The organism is Nonomuraea sp. NPDC051941, from assembly GCF_044593615.1.
This window is the reverse complement of record NZ_JBIUCF010000018.1, coordinates 187499-205201: the sequence shown is the minus strand read 5'-3', so window position 1 is coordinate 205201 and position 17703 is coordinate 187499. Positions and strand designations below refer to the sequence as shown.

Annotated in this window: 15 protein-coding genes; 11 read left to right on the top strand and 4 right to left on the bottom strand. The window is 69.9% G+C overall.

The genetic code is table 11. The annotated features are described in order from the left end of the window. Positions 1-28: 28 nt before the first annotated feature. The gene (locus ACIHFD_RS29395; RefSeq protein ID WP_397369625.1) at positions 29-634 is read left to right on the top strand and encodes an NAD(P)H-dependent oxidoreductase; all 606 of its coding nucleotides are present in this window, start codon (positions 29-31) and stop codon (positions 632-634) included. An 83-nt stretch (positions 635-717) separates the two neighbouring features. On the opposite strand, the gene ACIHFD_RS29390 is transcribed toward ACIHFD_RS29395, so the two are convergent. Next, positions 718-1128, bottom strand: a complete 411-nt coding sequence (locus ACIHFD_RS29390) for a hypothetical protein (RefSeq protein WP_397369624.1) — start codon at positions 1126-1128, stop codon at positions 718-720. A gap of 124 nt (positions 1129-1252) precedes the next feature. Beyond that, the gene (locus tag ACIHFD_RS29385) at positions 1253-2572 is read right to left on the bottom strand and encodes a serine hydrolase domain-containing protein (RefSeq protein WP_397369623.1); all 1320 of its coding nucleotides are present in this window, start codon (positions 2570-2572) and stop codon (positions 1253-1255) included. A gap of 254 nt (positions 2573-2826) precedes the next feature. Here ACIHFD_RS29385 and ACIHFD_RS29380 point away from each other — a divergent pair, with 254 nt between their 5' ends. Beyond that, positions 2827-3819 carry a LacI family DNA-binding transcriptional regulator gene (locus ACIHFD_RS29380; RefSeq protein WP_397369622.1) on the top strand — a complete coding sequence of 331 codons (993 nt, stop codon included), beginning with the start codon at positions 2827-2829 and terminating at the stop codon, positions 3817-3819. Positions 3820-4087: 268 nt separating this feature from the next. Here ACIHFD_RS29380 and ACIHFD_RS29375 read toward each other — a convergent pair whose 3' ends face one another. Together ACIHFD_RS29375 and ACIHFD_RS29370 are read right to left on the bottom strand one after the other, a co-directional pair. Beyond that, positions 4088-4735, bottom strand: coding sequence for a YdeI family protein (locus ACIHFD_RS29375; protein WP_397369621.1), 648 nt, complete (start codon positions 4733-4735; stop codon positions 4088-4090). 128 nt (positions 4736-4863) lie between these two features. Continuing rightward, positions 4864-5301, bottom strand: coding sequence for a carboxymuconolactone decarboxylase family protein (locus ACIHFD_RS29370; RefSeq protein ID WP_397369620.1), 438 nt, complete (start codon positions 5299-5301; stop codon positions 4864-4866). A 187-nt stretch (positions 5302-5488) separates the two neighbouring features. Between ACIHFD_RS29370 and ACIHFD_RS29365 the strand changes: the two genes are divergently transcribed. From ACIHFD_RS29365 to ACIHFD_RS29325, 9 genes are all read left to right on the top strand, one after another. Then, on the top strand, positions 5489-6451 hold the full coding sequence (locus ACIHFD_RS29365) for a helix-turn-helix transcriptional regulator (protein WP_397369619.1): 963 nt from the start codon (positions 5489-5491) through the stop codon (positions 6449-6451). Positions 6452-6752: 301 nt separating this feature from the next. After that, a complete protein-coding gene (locus tag ACIHFD_RS29360; protein WP_397369665.1) occupies positions 6753-7649 on the top strand; it encodes a carbohydrate ABC transporter permease in 897 nt (298 codons plus the stop codon). Beyond that, a complete protein-coding gene (locus ACIHFD_RS29355) occupies positions 7642-8469 on the top strand; it encodes a carbohydrate ABC transporter permease (RefSeq protein ID WP_397369618.1) in 828 nt (275 codons plus the stop codon). The genes ACIHFD_RS29360 and ACIHFD_RS29355 overlap by 8 nt, the downstream gene beginning before the upstream one ends. Before the next feature lie 21 nt (positions 8470-8490). Further along, positions 8491-9771: an ABC transporter substrate-binding protein gene (locus ACIHFD_RS29350; RefSeq protein WP_397369617.1), complete on the top strand. Its 1281-nt coding sequence runs from the start codon at positions 8491-8493 to the stop codon at positions 9769-9771. A 25-nt stretch (positions 9772-9796) separates the two neighbouring features. Continuing rightward, the gene (locus ACIHFD_RS29345) at positions 9797-10894 is read left to right on the top strand and encodes a Gfo/Idh/MocA family protein (protein ID WP_397369616.1); all 1098 of its coding nucleotides are present in this window, start codon (positions 9797-9799) and stop codon (positions 10892-10894) included. Beyond that, positions 10891-11796 carry a PmoA family protein gene (locus ACIHFD_RS29340; RefSeq protein ID WP_397369614.1) on the top strand — a complete coding sequence of 302 codons (906 nt, stop codon included), beginning with the start codon at positions 10891-10893 and terminating at the stop codon, positions 11794-11796. Before ACIHFD_RS29345 ends, ACIHFD_RS29340 begins: the two co-directional genes overlap by 4 nt. Continuing rightward, the gene (locus ACIHFD_RS29335) at positions 11793-12626 is read left to right on the top strand and encodes a cupin domain-containing protein (RefSeq protein ID WP_397369613.1); all 834 of its coding nucleotides are present in this window, start codon (positions 11793-11795) and stop codon (positions 12624-12626) included. Before ACIHFD_RS29340 ends, ACIHFD_RS29335 begins: the two co-directional genes overlap by 4 nt. A 58-nt stretch (positions 12627-12684) precedes the next feature. Next, positions 12685-16617, top strand: coding sequence for a carboxypeptidase regulatory-like domain-containing protein (locus tag ACIHFD_RS29330; RefSeq protein ID WP_397369612.1), 3933 nt, complete (start codon positions 12685-12687; stop codon positions 16615-16617). Between the two features lie 5 nt (positions 16618-16622). Next, a complete protein-coding gene (locus ACIHFD_RS29325) occupies positions 16623-17657 on the top strand; it encodes a LacI family DNA-binding transcriptional regulator (protein ID WP_397369611.1) in 1035 nt (344 codons plus the stop codon). Positions 17658-17703: the final 46 nt, after the last annotated feature.

The window sequence follows — 17703 nt, the reverse complement described above, 5'->3', positions numbered from 1 at the left end:
AGTTGCGTGAGCGCACGAGAATAGGTGCGTGACTCACGTCCATATCGTCTACGCGCATCCGAGCGAGCGAAGCTTCACGCGCGAGGTTCTCGACGCGTTCCTGGGCGGGCTCGACGACGCCGGCCACACGCGTACGGTCTCGGACCTCTATGCGATGGGGTTCCGCTCGGAACTCACCTTGGAGGAGTACGAGCGCGAGTCCGGCCGCCGCGCTGATGCGCGCGTCCCCGATGACGTCGCCGCTGAGCAGGCCAGGCTCAATGCCGCCGACGTGTGGGTGTTCATCTATCCGGTGTGGTGGACGGACTGCCCGGCGCGGCTCAAGGGCTGGTTCGACCGCGTGTGGACGACGGGATTCGCGTACAAGCCCCTAAGCATGCGAGTGGCTCGGCAGGCGCTCGTCCTGTGCACGGCCGGGTACAGCGTCGCCGAGCTCGACGCGTCGGGTTGCCACCAGGCGATGAGGACGACCATGCTCACCGACCGGATCGGCGAGCGGGCGAAGGCGAGCGAGTTCGTCGTGTTCGGGGGTTCGGTGCTGCGCGATGGCGAGAGCGCCGGCGATCCCGATCACTGGGCCGCCGTCAAAGCCGGGCATCTGGCACGAGCGGCCGAGCTGGCGCGGTCCCTCTGACCAGCGGCGGAAAGGCCCGGCGCGCGGGGCGCCGGGCCTGGGGGCCGCGTGTGGAGACGAGGTGGGTCAGGAGATCAGGCGGCTTAGTAGATGCGGTACTTGCGGCCGCAGTTGTCGAACTTGCCGGCCCAGCAGGTGAACGTGTAGACCTTCTTGATCCCCTTGCCGCTCCAGCTCCCGACCACCTTGCCGTCGAACGAGCGGTTGAACTTGTGCCAGCTGCCGTTCTGGTAGAACTCGAACCACACCCAGCCCTTCTTACCGCCGACCTTGTCCACGCTGTACCACTTCGTGTGGACCACGTGGCCGCTCTTCCACGTCTTGCCGAACGTGTAGGCCTTGCGGTCGCTGGAGAAGAACTTCCCCCAGCTCGTCCCCGTCGAGGTGGTGGCAGCGGTGGTGGCGGTGGCGGCCTGGGCGGCGACCGGGCTCAGGGCGAGGCCGGTGACGGCCATCGAACCGGCCAGAGCCGCGATCGCAAGAGTCTTACGCATTGGGTTTCTCCCCGTTTGTCGTGCACCGGTTGATCCGGCAGCAGGGACATTACGGAGATTCCATGCGATCAACTGTGGACAAATCCGCACTCCGAGAGTGATGGGCAACACACCTGCCAGGCGATCAACGGACCGCGGCAGCGAGCCCGTCCGCCGGGAACGGGGTGAGCGGGAGCCGGGAGGACTTGGCCTGGGGCGCGGTGGTGCCGCACATGGACAGGAACAGGTGGTCGACCAGGGCGAAGTCGATCGGGCTCGGTACGATCTCGCCGTTCTCGTCGATCCGCTGGTACTTCGCAAGGTTGATCCCGAAGGACAGCTGGCGGCTGCCGTCCGGGCTGGACAGTGACTGCGTGATCATCCCGAACACGCCGCCGTCGTGACCCCAGAAGCGGCCGCACGGCAGGTCGAGGGAGTAGAGGCCGAGGCCGTAGTTGATCGCGGCCCCGCCGGCCAGCACCGTCACCGTCTTCTGCATCTCGGCGACCTGCGCGGCGCCGACCAGCTCGCCGCGCAGCAGCGCGCGGTAGAAGCGGTTGAGGTCGTCCATCGTGGACACGATCGCGCCTGCCGTCCCGCCCCACGACATGTTGTAGACGCTGTAGTCGCGCGGCGGGTCGATCAGGCCGAACAGCGACTCGTACGCCTTGGAGTGCGGCCCCGGGATGACCGGGGTGCGCGGGAAGGACGTGTGCCGCAGGCCCGCCTTGCGGATGACGTTGCGGGTGATGTACCGCTCGGCGTCCGTGCCCGTCACCTTCTCCAGGAGCAGGCCGGCCAGGATGTAGTTGGTGTTCGAGTACGACCCGGGGATCGCCCCGGGCTCGCCGGTCGGGGCGGCGGCCAGGCCCATCCCGACCAGTTCCTTCGGGGTGAACGTACGGAAGCGGTTGTCGTCCAGGCTCTTGGCCGAGCCCTCCAGCAGCGACGGGAACGCCGAGCCGATGTAGTCGCCGATGTGGCTGGTGTGGTTGAGCAGCATCCGTACGGTGATCCGCTGGCCGCGGTCGCCGGGGACGAGGTCGGGGAGGTAGCGGCCGATCGGGGCGTCCAGGTCGATGGCGCCGCGCGCCACCTGCTGGAGGATGGCCACCGAGACGAACGTCTTGGTGATGCTGCCCACCCGGTGCACCATGTCGGGCCGTACGGGGCGGCGCGTGTCGACATCGGCCACGCCGGACGCGCCCTGCCAGGTCTGACCCTGGTCGCGAACCTGCGAGTAGATGCCGTACATGCCCGCCTCGTGGACGGCGTCCAGGGACTTCCGGAGCGCCTGCCGGTCCAGCCCGCCGTCCTGGCTCGTCCCGGTGGCGCTCGTCGTCTGCGCGGCGGCCGGTGCGGTGAAGGTCGCCGCGGCGAGCACGGCCCCCATCCCGGTCGCGAGGGCCAGCCGCCTGGCACGGCCCACGGTCGATAGCAGTGTCCTGAATCGGAGGGATGTCATGGTCGTCAGCATGATTGAGCCGGGCTCGTGAGGTTAGTCCGCTGTGTCACCGGGTCCCCATGAGCCGTGTCACCGGGTCCCCATGACACGGGTCATCCCGAACCCATGACACTCTCGGCCTTACGGACGATGCGCCTGGCGGGTGAGCAGGCCCGCCGATCCGGTACGGGTACTCTTCTAAACCGGTCTGTTCACCGTCGGAAAGGACACTGCGGATGCCCCATGCGGCGAGGCCCACGGTCACGCTGCACGACGTGGCCGCGGCGGCCGGAGTCTCGATCTCCACCGCGTCCAGGGTCCTGGGCGGCAGCACGCGTAAGGTGGCGCCCGAGAACGAGGCCCGCGTGCTGGCCGCGGCGGCGGCGCTGCGGTACACGGTGGACGCCTCGGCCAGGGCGATGCGCCGTGCGAGCGACTCGATCGCGCTCATCGCCGACGACCTCACGACGCCGTCCATGGCGGTGGTCGTGGCCGCGATGGAACGCGAAGCCCGTACGGCCGGCGCGTTCGTCACCGTCTCGTCCACCATGGGGGCGGTCGAGCGGCAGCTCGAGACGGTCCGGGTGCTGCGCTCGCTGCGGCCGCGCGCGCTGGTGCTGACGTCCAGCCGGTTCATGGCGAACGCGCTCGGCGGGCGGCTGCTCAAGGAGCTCGGTTCGTACGAACGCGAGGGCGGCCGGGTCGTCATCGTCGGCGAGACGGACATGACTTTCGACGCGATCGGATTCGACGATTTCGCGGCCGGGCGCTCGGCGGGCGCATTCGTGGCGGAAACCGGGCACCGGCGGGTGGCGATATTCGGCGGCGCTCGCGAGCTTCGCAACATGGGCTCGCGTACGGCCGGTTTCATGGCCGGACTTCGCGCCGGGGGCCTTGACGATCGGGATATCCGGATCGTTTATTGCGAAGTCAGCCGCCAGGGCGGATTCGACGCGGCACGGCGGCTGGCGGGGGAGGGGATGTCCGGCACGGAGGCGGTTCTCGCGGTCAACGACACCGTCGCCATCGGCGCGATGTCGGGATTTCGCGCCGCCGGGCTGGCGGTTCCCGAGGACGTTTCCGTGACGGGCATCGACGATATTCCGCTCGCCGGGGATGTGACGCCGCGATTGACGACCGTCGCGCTTCCGCTGGCGCAGGCGGGGGTGGAGGCGATCCGTTTCGCACTGGGAAATGCGGGTGCGGGACGGCGGCTCACCCTGGAAGGGCGGCTGATCGTGCGCGAAAGCACCCGCCCGAGGAAATAACCCCCCGCTTCCAGGGATGGCGGCGGTGGCGGCACCGGGCCCGCCGAGTTGCGATCCGCTGGTGGTGGCGCTGGCGGATTCGCGCGTGGGGCTCGGTCCCGGGGGCGCCGGTCGATGGTGGTGCTGCCGTCGACGTCGAAGCCGAGCTCGCCAAACTCGACGGAGGCGGCCGGCGCCCCTTGCGCCCGGCCGCTGTTGAGCCGAGCCTGCACCCACGACGGGTGCGTGGGCTTGGAGGAGCGAGGCGGGGAGAGGAGTGGGCCCGCATTCAACTGCCGAGGGCGCGCTTTTGTGGGTGGATCGCCTCGCCGCGGGCGAGCATGTCAACGAACTGGGTGATACGGCGGGCTCGGGTCTCGGCGCGTTTGGCGTTCGCGATCCGATAGAGAACGGCGTAGCGGTTTTGGGAGGTGAGGATGTCGAACATCGCTTGTGCCTGGGGGTTCGCGGCCAATGCGGCGGCCAGGTCGGCTGGTACCTCGATGCCGGCTTGTCCCGCGTAGGCCGTGTCCCAGCGGCCGTCGGCCTTGGCGCGTTCGACCTCGGTCATTCCGGCCGGATGCATCCGGCCCTCGCTGATCAGACGGGTGACGATGGAAACGTTCCGCGCTGACCAGGTACTTTGCCTTCCGCGAGGGGTGAAGCGCCGGCAGAAGGTGATCTCATCCCGCCGTCGTAGCCGACCATCGATCCAGCCGTGGCACAGGGCTTCGTCGAGCGCCTGGTCATAGGTCAGGCTGGTCGGCCGGGTCGTGTTCTGCTTGGCGAGGACCAGCCACACCCCTGCCGAGCTGTCGTGGTGCCTGCTGAGCCACTCCCGCCAGGCTCGGGCATCGGTAACGGTCAGTTCCAGTGGTTCGTCGCTCATCGTCATGTGCCCCTGGTGATCATCAAAGGGATGGTTGCCGGCGGTCACCCGAAGGTGGGAGCCCAGGACGGGGGCCTGCCGGAAGTGGCGCTGGATCGGTCAGCGGTGGAGCCGGCCGATCACGTCCTTCGCCACGTCGCCACCGCGGCCTCTGGACGGATGACGCCCGCCCGCCTTCACCAGGTCTTGCCGGCCTGCTCCCGGATCGTGTGGTTGATCCGGTTGAAGAAGTTGGTGATTGCGATGTTCAGGATGATCGCGGACATCTGGTTCTCGTCGAAGTGGGTGGCAGCATCGTCCCAGATCTCGTCGGTCACGCCCGGCGCGCCGTCCTGGATCCGGGTGGCGGCCTCGGTCAGCGCGAGCGCTGCCCGCTCCTCCTCGGTGAAGAACGGGGTCTCGCGCCAGGTGACCACGTTGTGCAGCCGCTCCTCGGTCTCTCCATGCTTCTTCGCCGACTGGACGCCGGCGAACACACACGGGCTGCAGCCGTTGATCTGGCTGGCCCGCAGATGGACCAGCTCGAGCACGAGCGGGTCGACGCCACCGGCGTTAATCGCTTTGTGGAGATGCTGGATCGCTGTGATCACGTCGGGATTCGCCACGCTCTTCATGCGTGCTTCCATGGGTCCTGCCCCTCGTCGGTTACGTGCGCCCATCCGGGCCTGTCATCTACCGCACCTTGGCGGAGGTCATCGTCGTCGTCATGGACTTTTCGGCCGAGGAGTTCTCGGTCATGCCGGCGACGTTACGGTATGACCCGGTCAGAAACGGTCCTGGTTATCGAGCAGACTGTTAGCCGTGGTCAACACCTCGGCGCGGCTGCTGCGGCTGCTGTCTTTGCTGTCAACGCGGCGGTCCTGGACGTGCGCTGATCTTTCCGCCCAGCTGGAGATCACCGAGCGGACGGTTCGCCGGGACATCGCCCGGCTACGTGAACTCGGCTACGGCATCGAATCGGAGATGGGCCCATGGGGCGGCTACCACCTCGGGCCCGGAACCAGCATTCCGCCACTGATCCTTGACGAGGAGGAGGCCCTCGCGGTCGCTGTCGGGCTGCGCACCGCCGCCTTCAGCGGAGTCTCCGGCAGCGACCAGGCAGCCCTGTCGGCGCTGCTGAAACTACGCCAGGTGCTGCCGGCCAGGATCGCCGACCGGCTCGGCGAGTTGGACGCCGCGTTCACCCACACCGCACGACCCGACGACAGCCAGATCTCCCCCGCGCTGCTGCTCGACCTGGCCACCGCGTGCCGGCGAGGCGAACGCACCCAGTTGACCTACCGCGACCGGGCCGGAACGACGTCCACCCGCCGGGTGGACCCCTACCGGCTCATCTACACCGGCCGCCGCTGGTATCTCCTCGCCTACGACCTGACGCGGCAGGACTGGCGCACCTTCCGTACCGATCGCATCATCGATGCCGCAGCCACCGGGCAGGCCACTGCCCTGCCCGACCCGCCAGATCCAGCACAGATGGTCAGCACGGGCATCGCGCTGAGGCCCTACCCGGTGTGGGTGACCATCCGCCTGGCCGTACCGGCCGATGAGGCCCGCAAGCTGGTACCACCAACGGTCGGCGTCCACCACCCGGACGGTGATGACGCCACGATCGTCGACATCGGCGGGCCAGACGCCGACGGCCTGGCCCGCTACCTGCTCAGCCTCGGCCGACCACTCCGGATACTGCACCCAGAAGAGGTCCGCCAGGCATTCCTCACCCGCACACAGCAACTCCTCAAGGACAACCAGCGGCACGATAGCTGACACGGCTACCTGCAGTGACGGATGTTGCCGGCCACCATGACCGCACCAAGACGACGGGGACGACGGATGCTGAGATTCCGCGTCAGCGCAGGTCAGCGATATCCGTTGGTTTTCCGGCCAGGACTACCGGGACCCCCGAACGGGCCGGTGCACTGGGCGCGCTCGGCCGCTGTAGCCGGTCGGTAACACCCTTGACGCGTAGGTAACGCGCGTGCAAACTGCGGAATACGTTTTCCAACGGAATACGTTTTCCAGCAACCCCAGGAGGTCACGTGTGAGTGCTCTCGGCGAGCTCCAGCGCATGCGCAAGGGCAGCCGCGGAACCCTCGGCGGCGGCAATCGGGACAACAAGGCCGCCTTCGCGTTCCTCGCCCCCTGGTTCGCCGGCCTGCTGCTCATCACGGCCGGCCCGATCGTGGCCTCCTTCGTGCTGGGCTTCACCGACTACAACCTCATCCAGCCCCCGACCTTCAACGGCCTGGACAACTTCGCCCGCATGTTCACCGACGTCCGCCTCCACCGGGCGCTCGGCGTCACGCTGATCTACGTCGTCGTCTCCGTCCCGCTGCAGCTGGCCGCCGCCCTGGGGCTGGCGCTGCTGCTCGACAAGGGGCTGCGCGGGCTGGCGTTCTACCGGTCGGCGTTCTACCTGCCGTCGCTGCTCGGCTCCAGCGTGGCCATCGCGGTGCTGTGGCGGCAGATCTTCGGCGCCGACGGCCTGGTCAACCAGCTGTTCGGCATCGAGGGCCGCGGCTGGATCTCCGACCCGGACACCGCGCTGTCGACGCTGATCATCCTGAACGTCTGGACGTTCGGCGCCCCGATGGTGATCTTCCTGGCCGGGCTGCGCCAGATCCCGAGGATGTACTACGAGGCGGCGGCCACGGACGGGGCGGGGAAGTGGACGCAGTTCAGGAGCATCACGATCCCGCTCCTGTCACCGATCGTCTTCTTCAACCTGGTCCTGCAGATCATCCATGCGTTCCAGTCGTTCACGCAGGCGTTCGTGGTCTCAGGCGGCACCGGCGGGCCGTCCGACTCGACCCTGTTCTACACGCTCTACCTGTATCAACGCGGGTTCCACAACTTCGACATGGGGTACGCCTCGGCGCTCGCCTGGCTGCTCCTGGTGATCATCGCCGGCTTCACCGCCGTCAACTTCTGGGCCGCCAAATTCTGGGTCGTTTACGATGACTGAACTCCGAAAGCTGATCAAGCACGCCGCCCTCATCCTCCTCGCCCTGGTCATGCTCTACCCGGTGCTGTGGATGGTGGTCAGCTCCCTGAGGCCCGACAACGAGATCTTCCGCCGCCCCGGCCTGATCCTCGACGGGCTCCAGACCCAGAACTACGGTGCCGGCTGGACCGCGCTGGCCTCCCCGTTCGGCCACTACCTGGCCAACTCGGCCATCCTCGTGCTGGCCTGCATCATCGGCAACCTGGTGTCCTGCTCGATGGCCGCGTACGCGTTCGCCAGGCTGGACTTCACCGGCAAGCGCCTGTGGTTCGCGATCATGCTCGGCACCATCATGCTGCCGATCCACGTGATCATCGTGCCGCAGTACATCCTGTTCTCCCAGCTCGACTGGGTGAACACGTTCCTGCCGCTGGTGGTGCCGAAGTTCCTGGCCACGGACGCGTTCTTCGTCTTCCTCATGGTGCAGTTCATCCGCGGCCTGCCGCGCGAGCTGGACGAGGCGGCCAGGATCGACGGCTGCGGCCACCCGAGGATCTTCCTGCGGATCATCCTGCCGCTGATGCTCCCGGCGCTCGCCACCACGGTGATCTTCACGTTCATCTGGACCTGGAACGACTTCTTCAGCCAGCTCATCTACCTGACAGACCCGGAGATGTACACGGTGCCGGTGGCGCTGCGCTCGTTCGTGGACGCCACGGTCTCGACCTCATGGGGATCCATGTTCGCCATGAGCGTGGTGTCCCTGGCCCCGGTCTTCATCGCCTTCCTCGTCGGCCAGCGCTACCTCATCCGAGGCATCGCCACGACCGGCGGCAAGTAACCCCCGCGAAGAGGAATCATCATGCGACGAATAGCCCTCGCCATGGCGTCGGTGCTCATGCTCAGCGCGTGCGGCAGTGGCGGCAGCGCCGGTCAGGAGCTGTCGAAGGACCCGGTCACCCTCCGCTTCACCTGGTGGGGCGCGGACGAACGGCACAAGCGCACCCAGCAGGTCATCGACCTCTTCCAGAAGAAGTACCCGAACATCACGGTCAAGGGCGAGTTCAAGGACTGGAACGGCTACTGGGAGAGCCTCGCGACCACGGTGGCGGCCAACGACGCGCCGGACGTCATCCAGATGGACGAGCTCTACCTCTCCTCGTACGCCGAGCGCGGCGCCCTGCTCGACCTCGGCACCGCGAGCAAACATCTCAAGACCGCCGACTTCGACAAGGCCGCCCTGGACACGGGCGTGGTCAAGGGCAAGCAGTACGCGCTCCCCGTCGGCCTGTCCACGTACGCGATCGTCGCCAACACCGACCTCCTCGACCAGCTCAAGATCAAGCTGCCGGACGACGACACCTGGTCGTGGGAGGACCTGAAGAAGGTCGGCGACGAGGTGTCGAAGGCGGGCGGCGGCAAGGTCACCGGCCTGCAGTCGCCGGGCTTCGACGCGGGCGGCCTCAACATCTGGGCCAGGCAGGCGGGCGCGGCCCTGTTCGACGCGAACGGCAAGGTCGCCGTCCCGCCGGAGGTGCTGGCCTCGTACTGGACCTACGTCAAGGACCTGGCCAAGCAGGGCGTCACGCCGTCGCCGTCGGTCACCATCGAGCGGGCCGGCGGCTCGCTCGACCAGTCGGGCACGGCCACGAACGTGTCGGTCTTCGCCACCTGGTGGAACACCCAGCTCAGCTCGCTGACCACGGCGAGCGGCGCCAAGCTGAAGCTGCTCAGGCTCCCCGGCGAGACGCAGGCCAAGTCACCCGGCGCGTACTTCAAGTCCTCGATGTACTGGTCGATCTCGGCGCGCAGCAAGCACCCGGCCGAGGCCGCGCTGTTCGTGGACTTCCTGGCCAACAGCCAGGAGGCGGCCGACATCCTGCTGACCGACCGCGGCGTCCCCGCGAACAAGAAGATCCGCGCGGCCATCACCCCGAAGCTCACCGAAACGGACAAAGCCGCTGCGGAGTACCTGGACACCGCCAAAGTCGGACAAGCCCCTAGAGTGACCCCGAACGGCGCCAGCGATCTCGAAGCCATCATCAAACGGCACACGGAAGAGGTGCTGTTCGACCGGGAGACGCCGGAGCAGGCGGCAAAGTCGTTCATCACGGAACTGCAGGCCGAGATCGACGGCGCCTGACAGACCCCCACATAGGAGCAACATCTTGAGTCAACGGAACTACCGGGCCGCGATCGTCGGGACCGGCGCGATCGCCCACGCGCACGCGCAGGCCCTGCTCGGGTCGGGGCGGGCCGAGCTCGTGGCGGTGGCGGACGTGGACGCCGGGCGGGCGGGCGAGTTCGCCGGGAAGTACGGCGGGCCGAGCACCCACGCGAGCCTGGACGACCTGCTGCGGGAGGAGCAGGTGGACCTCGTCCACCTGTGCACGCCGCCCCAGCTGCACGCCCCGCTGGCCATCGCGTGCCTGGAGGGCGGGGTCACGGCGCTGGTGGAGAAGCCGCCGACGCTCTCGCTCGCGGAGTTCGACGCGGTGATCGAGGCGGAGCGCCGCTCGACGGCGCACGTCGCGACCGTCCTGCAGCACCGCTTCGGGGCGGGCGCGCTCCGGCTGCGCCGGCTGCAGGAGGCCGGCGAGCTGGGCCGGCCGCTGCTGGCCACCTGCAACACCCAGTGGTACCGCGACGAGGCGTACTACGCGGTGCCGTGGCGCGGCACGTGGGAGTCGGAGGGCGGCGGCCCGACGATGGGGCACGGCATCCACCAGTTCGACCTGCTGTTCTCGGTGCTCGGCCCGTGGCGCGAGGTCACGGCCGTGGCCGCCCGCCAGGCGCGCCCGGTGGACACCGAGGACGTGTCGCTGGCGCTGGTGACGTTCGAGAACGGCGCCGTGGCCACGATCGTCAACTCCGTCGTGTCCCCGAGGCAGACCTCCCAGCTCCGTTTCGACTACGAGCGCGCCACCGTCGAGGTGGAGCACCTGTACGGCTACACCGACGACGACTGGACCGTGACCCCGGCGCCGGGCCAGGAGAGCGTGTCGGAGCTGTGGGCGCAGGGGCGCACGACCACGTCGAGCGGCCACGACGGCTGGCTCGCCGCCGTCTTCGACGCGCTCGACCGGGGCGAGGCTCCTCCGGTCACCGCCGAGGACACCCGCCGGACGATGGAGTTCATCGCCGCGCTGTACACCTCCGCCTTCACCGGCGAACGCGTACAGGCCGGACAGATCACTGCTGACAGCCCGTTCGCCCGGCGCATGGACGGCACGGGCGCCCCCTGGGAAAAGGTGAGGAACCCGTGACCCTGCAGGCCACGCACGCGCTCGGCCGGTCGGTGACCGTCGCGGCCGGTGACGTCGAGCTGTTCACGTACGTCTACAGCCCCGACACGCCGGTGCTGGAGTCGCCCAAGCCGTACCTGCACCCGATCCGCACCCTCGGCGGCCGGCTCGTGTCGCTGTTCAGGCCGCACGACCACGTCTGGCACAAGGGCATCGCCTGGTCGCTGCCGCACGTCGGGGAGCACAACTTCTGGGGCGGGCCGACGTACGTGCACGGCCGGTTCTACGTGCAGCTCGAGAACAACGGCAGCGCCACGCACCGCGAGATGACCACCCTGGCGGCCACCGGCGAGCGGGTCGAGCTCGGGCACACGCTCGACTGGGCCGCGCAGGCCGGCGACCCGGTCATCGAGGAGCGGCGCTCGCTGGCGGCGCACGTCGTGGACGAGGCCACGTGGGCGCTGGTGTTCGACACGGAGATGACCAACGTGTCGGGCGGCACGCTCGCGTTCGGCTCCCCGACCACGAAGGGCCGCGAGAACGCCGGGTACGGCGGGCTCTTCTGGCGCGGGCCCCGGTCGTTCACCGGCGGGATCATCCAGTCGCCCGCCGGCGCGGGCGGGGACGAGCTGCGCGGCTCGCGCGCCGAGTGGTTCGGCTTCCGCGGCCGGCACGACGAGAGCGGCGACCACTCGACGGTCGTCATGGTGGACGCCGCCGACAACCCGCAGCACCCGCCGCAGTGGTTCGCGCGCAGCGAGGACTTCGCCTGCCTGTGCCCGGCGCCGTTCTTCAGCGAGGAGGTCGAGCTGCCGGACGGGCAGTCGCTGCGGTTCCGGTACGCGGTCGTGATCGCCGACGGCGACCGGGGCGAGGAAGGTACGGAGCTGCTGGCCAAGCAGGGGAGGGCGGCACTGGCATGACGTTCCCCGGAGGTACGTCCGTCAGCCGCCTGTCGGTCTACTCGGGCAGCCCGTGCGCCGACGGCCTGGAGGGCGGCACGCCGCACCTGCACACGGCCTCGACGGAGGCGTACGTGGTCATCGGCGGGCACGGCACGCTGCAGACGCTCGACGTGAACGGGCTGCGCGAGACCGAGCTGAGCGCCGGGACGACCGTGTGGTTCACGCCCGGCACCATCCACCGCGCGGTCAACCGCAGGGGCCTGGAGGTGGTGGTCGTGATGTCGAACGCGGGCCTGCCCGAGGCCGGGGACGCGGTCATGACGTTCCCCCCGGAGATCGTGGCCGACCCCGAGCGCTACCGCCAGGCCGCGACCCTGCCCCCGTCACCCCCGTCCGGCGGCCCGCTCCCGTCCGGCGGCCCGCTCCCGACCGGCGGGCTACCCGCGTCCTCCACTCCCCCCGAAGGACTCGCGCCCGGTGCGGCGGGCGCGCTCCGTGACATCGAGGAGGCCGTACGGCGCCGGCGCGAGCTGGCCGTCGAGGGTTTCCTGCGCCTGGCCGACGCCGCAGCCGACGGCGACCTGGCCCCGCTGCACCGCTTCTACGACCACGCCATCACGCTCGTGCGCCCCAAGGCCGCGGCCTGGCGCACGATCTGGGAGGGCACGGTCGCCGAGGAGACCCGCCGCACCGCCGGGATCCTCGACGCCCTGGAGCGCGGCGACGGCGCGCACCTGCGGCGTTCCGCCCTGATGGAGAGCCCGCCGCACGACCGGTGGGGCATGTGCGGCAACCTCCGCGCGCACGACGTGGCCCACCCGATCGTCCACACCCCAGAACCGAGCTGATCGCCCACCGGCGCGCCCTGCGAGGGGCGCGCCGAAATCACCCCCCAGGAGCCCGGCGATGTTCCCCCAACTGCTGACCGCTGCCATGATCCTGATATCCACCCCGCCCACCACGGCCACGGCCACGGTCACGGCGGGCACCACGTACTACGTCGACGCCGCGACGGGCGACGACTCGGCCTCGGGCCTCGACCAGGCACACCCCTGGAGGAGCCTGGGCAAGGTGAACGACACCACGTTCCGCCCGGGCGACCGTATCCTGCTGCGCGCCGGACAGCGGTGGACCGGCCAGCTCTGGCCCAAGGGCTCGGGCGGGAGCGGCGCGCCGATCACCGTCGACAGGTACGGCGAGGGCGGCAAGCCCCGCATCGACGGCGCGGGGCAGGTCGGCGACGCCGTCCGGCTGTTCAACCAGGAGTTCTGGACCATCCGCAACCTGGTGGTCACGAACGAGGTCCCGCCGACGGGCACCCCCGGCGAGAACCTGCGCGACCTGCGCGGCATCCATGTCTCCGGCGACAACAGCCAGACCCTCGACGGTTTCGTCATCGACGGGGTGGCCGTGCACGACGTCACCGGCCAGGTCAACTGGATCAGCGGCAGCACCGACAACAACGCGCCCGGCGTGCGCTTCAAGACCGGGTGGGACGGCTCGAAGAAGACGGGCGGCATCGTGTTCGACACGACGGTGCCGGACATCCACACGCCGCCGGACAAGGCGACCGTTCTGAACGACGTGGTCATCCAGAACTCCACGGTCGCCAACACCTCGTTCGCCGGGATCGTGTTCAAGCAGTACACCGGGGACGGCAAGAACGACGCGGGCGAGACGATCGCCACGGCCACCGGTTGGGGCACGCGGCAGAACGCCGACGACCCCAAGTTCACCCCGCACACGAACATCGTCATCAGGAACAACCACGTCACCCAGGCCGACACGGCCTACGGCTGCAACGGCATGTACCTCACGAACGTCCGGGGCGCGCTGGTCGAGCACAACGTCGTCTACCGGGCGGGCACCTCGGGCATCGAGTCGTACTACGCCGACGACGTGACGTTCCAGTTCAACGAGGTGTACGAGACGCAGCAGAAGGCCGGCGGCGCCGACTCCAACGGGATCGACCCGGACAAGGGCACCACCCGGCAGGTCGTGCAGTACAACTACCTGCACGGCAACGGCGACGGCGTGCTGCTGTGCCAGTTCGCGTTCGGTGACGCCGTGGTCAGGAACAACGTGATCGCGAGCAACACCCGCTACCAGATCTACCTGCACTCCGACCGGGCCGCGACCGCCAAGGTCTACAACAACACGATCTACAACGACAAGAGCGACTACCTCATCTACGGGTACGGCTCCTACATCGAGGCCCGCTACGACCTCTCCAACAACCTCCTGTACTCCACGCGCCCGGCGACGCTGACGACCAGCCCGACCATCGCCTACAGCCACAACCTGTACGGCGGCGCCGACCTCGCGGTCCCGGACGGCGACACCGGCGCCGTGGTGGCCGACCCGCTGTTCGCGAAGGCGCCGCCGACCGGCCCGTACGGCACCCCGGAGTCGGGCCCCCGGCTCGACACCGCGTACGGCCTGCGCGTCTCCTCCGGCTCGTACGCGATCGACGCGGGCGCCGAGATCACCGGGAACGGCGGCCGCGACTACGCCGGGACCCCGCTCTACAACGGCGGCGCGGACATCGGCGCCTTCGAGTACACCACCGCCCAGGACGCCACCACCGAGTCCGTCACCGGCACCGCCCGCACCCCCTCGGGCGCCCCCGTCGCGGGCGCGACCGTGACGGCGGCGGGCAGGGCGGCGACCACCGGCGCCGACGGCCGCTTCGCGATCAGGGACCTCCCCTTCGCCGACGGCGTCGAGGTGACCGCCGCCAGGAACGGCTACGCGAGCGCCACCGAGACCGTGAACGTGCGCCCCGGCAACACCGTCACCGTCCGTCTGACCATGGCCTCGGCCAGCACGGTCGGCTCGGTCGCCGGACGCGTGCTCGACCAGGCCGCCCGCCCGCTGCCCGGCGCCACGGTCACCGTCAAGGACGGCGACCAGGCGCTCGCCACCGCGACCAGCGGCCCCGACGGCGCCTTCACCGTGGAGAACGTCCCGGTGGGGGAGGGCTATCTGGTCCAGGCCGCGTCCGGCGGATACGTGACGGCCAGCCGGTCCGGGCTGACCGTGGAGGCGGCCACGGCGATCGACGCGGGCGCGCTGCTCCTCGTCCGCCCGATCCCGGACTACGTGGCCGTGCACGACTTCGACGACCTGCCGACCGGGCCGCTGGCCGGTGGTGACGGCCTCACCGTGAGCTCCACGGGTGGGAGCGTCGAGGTCGTCGAGACGCCGGGCGGCAAGAGCCTGAAGCTCACCCGCACCGCGAACAGCGGCAGCACCGGCGTCTCCCGGACGTTCGCGCTCAAGGGCGTCGTGACCGTCGAGGCCCGCGTCATGAGCGAGCAGCCCTACACCTCGGGCAACCACTGGTGGTCCGTCCCCTACGTCAGGAACGCGAGCGGGCAGAACGCCGTCAGCCTCGCCTTCACCAAGAACACGATCGTCGCCTACGCGGGCACGACCACGCGCACGGTGGGCGCGTACGAGCCGGGCCGCTGGTACCACGTCAAGGCCGTGATCGACACCGTCAACCAGCGCTTCGACCTGCTGATCGACGGCCGGAAGGCGCTCGAAGGGGCCGCGTTCAGGACCGCGATGGACACCGTGGCGCAGATCGACTACTACGCCAACAGCACCAACTACGGCGGCATCCACCTCGACGACCTCCGGGTCGCCCAGGGGGTCGGCCTCGCCCGCGACGACACGGGCCTGCTCAGCGTCGACACCAGCCACGGCGCGCCCGACGGCGACGTGCTGGACGTGCCCGCCCGGGTCACCGAGGTGGAGGTGACCGCCGTGGCCCGCAGCCCGTTCGCCAGGTCGGTGAGCATCTCGGGCGAGCGCACCGCCGGAGCGCAGGCGACGCGGAAGGTCACGCTGGGCGCGACCGGGGCCGAGGTACCCGTCGTGGTCACCGCCGAGGACGGCACCGAGGCCACCCACACCCTCCAGATCAGGCGCCGCCCGCTCGCCCAGGACACCACCCTGTCCGGCCTCGTCCCGGACGCGGGCACGCTGGAGCCGGCCTTCGACCCCGACGTCCTCGCCTACGCCCTGACCGTCCCCGGGGACTGGGTCGTGTTCACGCCGACCGCGCTCAACCCGAAGTCCGACATCACGGTCCAGGGGCAGCCGGTCGCGAGCGGCGCCGCCGCCCCGCCCGTGCCGCTCCCGGTCGGCGACACCGAGGTCGCGGTCAAGGTGGTCGCCGAGGACGGCACGGCCGACGCCACGTACCGGATCAAGGTCACCCGCCCCGAGCCCCAGCTGCCGCAGGACGGCGCCACCGCGCCGCCCGCGCGGGCGGCGCTCTCGACCACGAGCGGGTGGCGGAACGGCCTCCACGACGGCACCCACGACGTGACCATGAACCTCTGGTACGGCGTCAACGCCAGCGTGTTCGTCCTGTACGAGAACGGCAAGGAGATCGCCAGGCGCGACCTCACCCCGAGGACGCCGTCGGCCCAGAAGGCCACCGTCCCCGTCACCGGCCGCCCCAACGGCACCTACGTCTACACCGGCGAGCTGCTGAACCAGGCGGGCCGGACCGCCACCACGTCCGTACGGGTCGTCGTGACCGACGCGAACCCCGGCAAACCCGTGCTCAGTTCGGACAACTGGGACGGCGACGGCGAGTACACCATCCGCATGAAGATGTGGTGGGGCACCAACGCCACCTCCTACCGCCTCTACGAGGACGGGGTCCTCGTCGACACCCACCAGCTCGACGCCGCCACCCCGGCCGCGCAGAGCGCCGCCACCGTCCTGTCCGGTCGGCCGGCTGGGACGCGCACGTACGTGGCCGAGCTGGCGAACGCGGCGGGTGTGACCAGGAGCGACCCGCTGACTCTGGTGACAGAATGACCGGTATGGAGGAGGGGTCCACGGCCCCGCCGACCCTGCACGACGTCGCCCGCGAGGCGGGCGTGTCCATCGCGACGGCGTCGCGCGCGCTCAACGGCAGCACGCGCAACGTCAGGTCCGAGAACGTCTCCAGGGTGCGCGCGGCGGCGGCCAAGCTCAACTACGAGCCGCACCTGTCGGCGCAGGCCATCGCGAAGGGTTCGACCAGGACCGTCGCGCTGGTGGTGCGCGACGTGGCCGACCCCTACTTCTCCTCCATCGCCGCCGGGGTCACCCAGGCGGCCGAGGCCGCGCAGCTCATCGTCACCATGGCGGTGGCCGACGGGTCGCCCGAGCGCGAGCTGGAGATCGTCAGGACGCTGCGGGGCCAGCGGCCGCGCGTGATCATCGTCGCGGGCAGCCGGGTCGCGGGCTCCGCGACCCGGGACGCGCTCATCGAGGAGCTGGAGGAGTACCGGACGGCGGGCGGGCGGGTCGTCATGATCAGCCAGCGGGACCTGCCGTTCGGCACCGTCACGATCGACAACCACGGCGGTGCCCGCGACCTCGCCCGGGCGCTGGTGGAGGCGGGATACCGGCGCTTCGCCGTCTTCCACGCCGCCGGCGAGCTGCGCACGTCCCGCGACCGCCACGAGGGCTTCCGCGCGGGGCTGGGCCCCGGCGTGCCCGAGCCGCTGGCGATCGAGACGGCCTTCACCCACGCGGGCGGCTACGACGCGGCGCGCCGGCTGGTGGAGCGGGGGATCGAGGACGTGGAGGCGGTGTTCGCGGTCAACGACGTGATGGCGATCGGCGCCATGACGGCCTTCCGCGACGCCGGGGTGGTCCCGGGCGCGGACATCGGGGTGGCGGGCTTCGACGACATCGCCTCGGCGCTGGATGTGGTGCCCGCCCTCACCTCCGTGGCGGTGCCGCTGCGGGAGGCGGGCCTGAGCGCGATGCGGCTCGCGCTGTCGGACGAGGAGAGCGCGGACGACGTGCGGCTCCCGGCCCGCGTCGTCCTGCGCGAGAGCACACCTGGGGCTCCACGACTTTCCTGAGAGGAAAGTAGATGCTACTTTCCTCATAGGAAAGTAGTCGACCACG

Bases quoted from the DNA above. Each gene is read 5' to 3' on its own strand.
- ACIHFD_RS29350 (WP_397369617.1), top strand. From the start codon at position 8,491: ATGCGACGAATAGCCCTCGCCATGGCGTCGGTGCTCATGCTCAGCGCG.
- ACIHFD_RS29390 (WP_397369624.1), bottom strand. From the start codon at position 1,128: ATGCGTAAGACTCTTGCGATCGCGGCTCTGGCCGGTTCGATGGCCGTC.
- ACIHFD_RS29370 (WP_397369620.1), bottom strand. From the start codon at position 5,301: ATGAAGAGCGTGGCGAATCCCGACGTGATCACAGCGATCCAGCATCTC.
- ACIHFD_RS29355 (WP_397369618.1), top strand. From the start codon at position 7,642: ATGACTGAACTCCGAAAGCTGATCAAGCACGCCGCCCTCATCCTCCTC.
- ACIHFD_RS29325 (WP_397369611.1), top strand. From the start codon at position 16,623: ATGGAGGAGGGGTCCACGGCCCCGCCGACCCTGCACGACGTCGCCCGC.
- ACIHFD_RS29335 (WP_397369613.1), top strand. From the start codon at position 11,793: ATGACGTTCCCCGGAGGTACGTCCGTCAGCCGCCTGTCGGTCTACTCG.
- ACIHFD_RS29385 (WP_397369623.1), bottom strand. From the start codon at position 2,572: ATGACATCCCTCCGATTCAGGACACTGCTATCGACCGTGGGCCGTGCC.
- ACIHFD_RS29330 (WP_397369612.1), top strand. From the start codon at position 12,685: ATGTTCCCCCAACTGCTGACCGCTGCCATGATCCTGATATCCACCCCG.
- ACIHFD_RS29360 (WP_397369665.1), top strand. From the start codon at position 6,753: ATGCGCAAGGGCAGCCGCGGAACCCTCGGCGGCGGCAATCGGGACAAC.